Here is a 6,513-nt window from a genome sequence, read left to right as displayed (position 1 = left end):
CGGGCTATGCAGAAGTGACCCCTGTCGGGGTCCCATGCCGGACGGCAGGCGGCAGGCGGGGAGGGCAAAAGAAAGCCGACACCATAATGGCGGTGCCGGATCCCGCCAGGGAAGGGATGCAGCATCCCGCCCCTCCGGGATCGCCCGATGATGGATGGATTTTCCCAAAAGAGGGCAGGTGTCCTCTGCGCCGTCCGACAATATAGCGCACCCGGTGCGAGGCACCCCGGAGGGGTGCGTTTTTCGTAGCCCGGCGGTCGGAGGGGCGTAGCCCCGACGACCCCGGGAAAGCATAGCCCTCCTTTATCCTCTCGACCCCGCCAGGGTGTCGCTCGTAATGGAGGATCGCCCGAGGGAGCGACACCCTGTCGGGGTCGTATCTATAAGGCGTATCGCAGGAGACCCGGGGTCATCGGATGGGGCCGGGCTCTATCGGACAAGTCGGACGAGTCGGACGAGTCGGACGCCCAGCCCCAGCCCCCCCCCCCGGCTCTTGCTCTCCAGCCAGTCCCCCCTCCCCAGCTCGGGTGCACCGCCTGATCTGCCCGCAGGGCGTGCAAAAGGAAGCCGACACCATAATGGTATCCCGGATCCCAGTAGGGATCCCCGCTCCCTCGGGGATCTCTAATATCGGTATTAGAGATTTCTTTTACCGGTATTAGAGAATTCTTTTACCGGTATTAGTGATCTCTAATATCGGTATTGAGACCTTTGCATAATACCCCATCTGTGGCGTCACATTCGAGATTCGGGCTTGGTTATGTGCGTAAGCACACTCCCCTCGCCCTCACTCTCAGTTCCTTGCATCTGTGGCATTCTGCAAGGTCCCTGCCGAAAAAGCGGTGCTTTTTCGGCCAAAGACCATTTTGCAAAGGTCTTGGTATTAGGATTTCGCCTGACCTCGTAACGTCATCGACACAGACTTGTAATGGGATCTCAACATACACTTATCCACTTTGTCACAGGAGATTAATCGATTGGTAATATCCCTTTATGACCTTTGCGGTGAAAAATAATCAAGTAGAAATGCTCTTACAGTAATGAAGGCTTACCGTATTACACTCCTGGCGATCATGAGCTGCAGCACAGCTGTAGCGACAGCGATCCCATCACTCGGAAGCAATCGTCCGCTCACCATGGTGGCAGAGCCGGAGGGCGACGTCGCCGGCGGTACACTCCATGGCGTCATCACCGATGGAGCTACGAAGGAGCCGCTCATCGGTGCCACGGTCCGGCTCGAGGGGACTTCCCTCGGCGGCATCACCGATATGGACGGAAAATTTACCATCATCGGCATCCCCAAGGGGGTCTACACCGTGGTGATCTCTTACGTCTCCTACAAGACTGAGCGGATCCCCAATGCCGTGATTGAGCCGGGGCAGCGTGCCACGCTCGACTTCACCCTCCGTCCCGATGATGAATTGCTCGACGAGGTGGTGGTGACAGCTAAGGCCAATCGCGAGTCGGAGAGTATGCTCCTCCTCGAGCAGAAGCGCGCCCTCATTGCGATCGAGGCGATCGGCGCCATGGAGCTGGATCGCAAGGGGATCTCCAATGCCGAGGCCGCCGTGCAGCAGGTCTCCGGCATCTCCAAGCAGGAGGGGGTGAAGAATGTCTTTGTCCGCGGACTCGCTGACCGGTACAATAGCACCTACCTCAATGGCTTCCCCATCCCCTCGGATGACCCGGAGTACAAGAATATCTCGCTCGACATCTTCGATACCGATATGATCCAGAATATCGGCGTCAGTAAGGCCTTCAGCTCCACCCGTGGCGGTGACGTGGGCGGTGCAGCGATAGACATCAAGTCCAAGCAGCTGCAGGGCGACCACCTCCTCTCCATCGGAGCCGGCGTGGGGGGCAATGCGACACTCCTCGGTCGCGACACCTTCCTCCGTCAGGATGGGGTCGACTACTTTGGCTTCGCCAATCGGACCCAGCCTGACCGCAACCTCTTCCCCGGCTACGGATCCGAGATACAGAGTGGGACGGACTATCCCTTCGTCAATAAGCTGCAGCCGGTCAAGGTGCAGGCCCCCGTGGATCACAATCTCAACCTCTCCCTCGGCAAGCGACTTGACCTCGACAGTGTAGTCCTTGACCTCCTGCTCGTGGGCCGGCACGAGGTAGGCTACTCCTACTCCAATCGTATCAGTCGCAGCTTCTCCACCGTCTTCAATGGCGGGACCACCGGTCTCTGGTACACCAATCAGGAGGGACCGATGTACGACACCGATGTCCGCCAGCTCCTCCTCGGAGACGCCTCGATGAGGATCCTCGACAAGCATACCATCCGCTACACCGGGCTCTTCATCCACTCCTCCAAGCAATTTGTCACTACCCTCGTCGGTCAGCACTCTGAGCACAATCAGGATGGCTCTACGACGCGCCAGCCGGATGGTGACCTGCTCCCCGAGGGATCGGAGCCGATGGAGCTCAATCACATCAGCCTCACCCGCCAGCAGAATAACGACAACCGCCTCCTCATCAATCAGCTCGACACCGACTGGCAGCTCACGGATGCACTGACCCTCAATGTCGGAGCTGCAGCGAATATCCTGCAGGCGTACGAGCCGGACCGTCGGCGCCTGTACATGGTCTTGACTGATAAGGGCTGGATCCCGGACTGGTCGATCAGCAACGACCGCTTCTTCTCCCACCTGAGAGAGAACGACTACAATGTCAAGGCCTCTGTGGAGTGGAAGTTTGCCACCGAGTCGTTCCTCACCCTCGGCTACAAGGGTCGGTTTATCGACCATAAGTTCAATTCCATCGCCTACAACCTCCTTACCACGGTTTCTGAGGGGTTGGATGCCAAGGGGTACAGGGAGCTGGACTGGGACCGGATCTACAATGCGGAGACCCTGCGAAATAGGGATGCCCACGAGACCCCCTTCTCCAATATCATGCTCAATAACGATGAGTGGTATCAGGCGATCAAGCAGACACATGTCGGCTACCTGGATGCGGTCTGGAAGCTGACCGATGCCCTCACCCTGCAGGGCGGACTGCGGGTGGACCTCCTCCGGCAGCGTGTCTCCACGGGGATCAACTCCGACACCCCCACCTCCACCGTCTACGCCGGCACCGACCCCGACAAGTATAGCATGAAGCCCTTCGTCCTCCCGAGCTTCAACATCCGCTACGACATCAGTGACCAGCACACCCTCCGCCTGAGCGCCTCCAAGAGCTACTCCATGCCACGCTTCAAGGAGGTCTCCACCTACAAGTACGTCAATATCGACTTCACCAGCTGCGGCTGGTCCAAGGTGCGCTACTCGGAGCTCTACAACGTCGACCTGAAGTACGACTGGTACTTCTCCCCGAGCGAGCTCTTCACGGTCACTGCCTTCTACAAGCACATCAAGGACCCGCTCTCCCGGGTCTTCCTCGCCGGTACCGCCGGCATCCTCCAGTACGCCAATCCGGCTGACAAGGCTGAGGTGGCAGGCGTGGAGCTGGAGCTGAGGAAGGACCTCCTCAATACCTACAGCATCGCCACCGAGCGGCGACACAAGCTCAGCATGGGCCTCCGCGGCTCCTACCTCTACTCCGATATGATGCTCGACCTGGAGCCCTTCGGCGTGATCAAGAGCGAGCGGACCGAGCTCGAGGGGGCGTCTCCCTGGCTCGCCAATGCCGACCTCACCTACAGCTACTCTAATGCGCGCAACAGCTACACGGGGACGATCCTCTTTGACTACTTCAGCGACCGCCTCTACACCTACGGCACTGTGGGGCAGAATGAGAACGGCATCATCGAGAAAGGCATCGCCAAGCTCAACCTCGTCGGTGAGGCCAACCTCGGCAAGCACTTCTCCGTCAAGATGAAGGTGAATAACCTCCTCAATAGCCCGATCCGCAAGGTCGAGGTGCCGGGAGAGGTGCTGCAAAAGACCTACACGGAGTACTACAATGCTCACCCTGAGCTGACTGCTCCTCACGAGCCGGATGCCCCGCAGATCATCTCGGAGTACCGCAAGGGGGTCAGCTTTAGCCTCAGCGTGGGCTATAAATTCTAAGCAATAAATAATCACTCATTTTCAAATAGGAAAAGACAATGAAAGCACTTACCAGAAGCATCGCCCTCCTCATGATGGGGATCGCTACGCTCAGCCTTGCCACCTCCTGCAAGGAGGATGACAATAAGAAGCCCGAGGAGAAGAAGGAGCAGACCTCCCTCAAGGGGAATATCTCCGCCGATCGCACCCTCGACGCTAAGGTCGCTTACACCCTCGATGGCGCACTCTTCGTCAAGAAGGGCGCCACCCTCACCATCCCGGCCGGTACGGTCATCACCTCGGAGACAGGATTTGATAAGTACATCCTCGTGGAGCAGGGTGCCAAGATCAATATCCAGGGTACGGCGCAGAGTCCCGTCACCCTCACCGCTAAGGACAAGAAGCCCGGTGCCTGGGGCGGACTGGTCATCAATGGCTACGCTCCCCTGACATCCAGCCAGAAGAGCGCCAAGACGGAGATCAACCCCGAGTACCCCTATGGTGGGGATAACCCGGCAGACAACTCCGGCTCCATCACCTATCTCAAGCTGGAGTACTGCGGTGCTCAGAGTAACGACGCTGTGGAGCACAACTCTCTTACCCTCAATGGTGTCGGTAGCGGTACCAAGATCTCCAATATCTTCGCCTATATGGGTGCGGATGACGGAGTAGAGTTCTTCGGCGGTGCTGTCAGTATCGACAACTTCCTCGCCGTCAATATGGATGACGATATGTTTGACGTCACCCAGGGCTGGTGCGGTAAGCTCACCAATGCCTACGGCGTCTGGGAGGATGGTCACGTCAGCACCGAGAAGGATCCTCGCGGCTGTGAGGTGGACGGTAACCACGACGGCAACTACGCCGGTGATAGCCATCAGTCCAACTTCACGATCGAGAATATCACCATTCTCCTCGCCCAGAAGCCCTCTCAGGACAAGGGGCAATTTGCCAACGACATCTTCAAGATCCGCCGCGGTGCCACCGCCAAGATCATCAACGCCCTCGTCAAGGGTCAGGGTCAGGCTGAGAACTTCATCAACACCACCGACAAGCTCGGCAATGGTACGCTCACCATCACCTACAATAACCAGCTCACCACCCCTCTCATGGGTAAGCTGATCAAGACCGGCGCAGAGAGTGAGGTCAATGCCACCGAGGACAAGAGTCTCACCGGCTGCGATCCTGCCCTCTTCGCTTGGACGGGATACAAGTTCCCTGACGTTAAGTTTGAGAGCCTCAAGGGCAACATCGCCAAGGATATGACCCTCGATGCCTCTGTCGCCTATATGCTGGACGGTCCTCTCTTCGTGAAGAAGGGTGCCACCCTCACCATCCCTGCAGGTACGGTGATCACCGCCGGTCAGGGATTTGATAAGTATCTCCTCGTGGAGCAGGGGGCCAAGATCATGGTCAAGGGTACCGCCGAGAAGCCGGTCATCATGACCGGCATCGAGAAGCGCGCCGGCTCTTGGGGCGGCCTGATCATCAATGGCTACGCTCCCCTTACCTCCGGTCAGAAGAGTGCCAACACCGAGATCAATCCGGAGTATCCCTACGGCGGTGACCAGCCTGAGGACAACTCCGGCTCCATCGAGTACCTCGTCCTCGAGTACTGTGGTGCGCAGGATAATGACAACGTGGAGCACAACTCCCTCACCCTCGATGGTGTCGGCAGTGGTACCAAGATTGCCAACGTCTTTGCCTACGCAGGTGCAGATGATGGTGTAGAGCTCTTCGGTGGATCAGTCTCTGTGGAGAACTTCCTTGCCGTCGATATGGACGACGATATGTTTGACGTCACTCAGGGCTGGTGCGGTAAGCTTACCAATGCCTACGGCATCTGGAGAGATGGTCACGTCAGCACCGAGAAGGATCCCCGTGGCTGCGAGGTGGACGGTAACCACGACGGTAACTACCCCGGCGATAGCCACCAGTCCAATTTCGTGATGGAGAACGTCACCATTGAGCTGGCTCAGGCTCCCTCTCAGGACAAGGGGAAGTATGTCAACGACGTCTTCAAGATCCGTCGCGGTGCCACCGCCAAGATCATCAACGCCCTCGTCAAGGGTCAGGGTCAGGCTGAGAACTTCATCAACACCACCGACAAGAAGGGCAACGGCTCCCTCACCATCACCTACAACAATCAGCTCACCACCCCTGTCTTCGGCAAGATGATCAAGACCGGTGCAGAGAGTGAGGTCATTGCCACCGAGGACAAGAGCCTCAAGGGCTGCGACAGCGCCCTCTTCGGCTGGACTAAGTATGACTTTGAGAAACACACATACAATCGTAAGTAAGAGGAGAAATGCTCCTCGTGGAAAAAATGAAAGCAGAAGAATAGGCATAGATCCATTCATACTGTAAGATAAAAGGAGTCCGGAGGTCGTGTCTCGTGAGAGATACGGCCTCCTTTTTTTTCAATGCCGGACGACTCGTCCGACAGTATAGCGCATTGGGCGTAGAGGCACCCCGGAGGGGTGCGTTTTTTAGCTGTAAGTTTGTCACATGATCG

The 6,513-nt window shown here is 57.6% G+C and carries 2 protein-coding genes; both read left to right on the top strand.

What is annotated here, in order from left to right:
• Positions 1–1,040: 1,040 nt before the first annotated feature.
• On the top strand, positions 1,041–4,022 hold the full coding sequence (locus tag HMPREF2890_RS02850) for a TonB-dependent receptor (RefSeq protein WP_070465031.1): 2,982 nt from the start codon (positions 1,041–1,043) through the stop codon (positions 4,020–4,022).
• A 38-nt stretch (positions 4,023–4,060) separates the two neighbouring features.
• Positions 4,061–6,298 (top strand): hypothetical protein, encoded by a 2,238-nt coding sequence (locus HMPREF2890_RS08940; protein ID WP_070465028.1) that lies wholly within the window; start codon positions 4,061–4,063, stop codon positions 6,296–6,298.
• Positions 6,299–6,513: the final 215 nt, after the last annotated feature.

Origin of the sequence: Porphyromonas sp. HMSC065F10 (assembly GCF_001808555.1) — a bacterium.
Taxonomy (GTDB): Bacteria; Bacteroidota; Bacteroidia; order Bacteroidales; family Porphyromonadaceae; genus Porphyromonas_A.
Note: the sequence above shows the minus strand (reverse complement) of the source record. Positions and strands in the feature narration are given on the sequence as shown.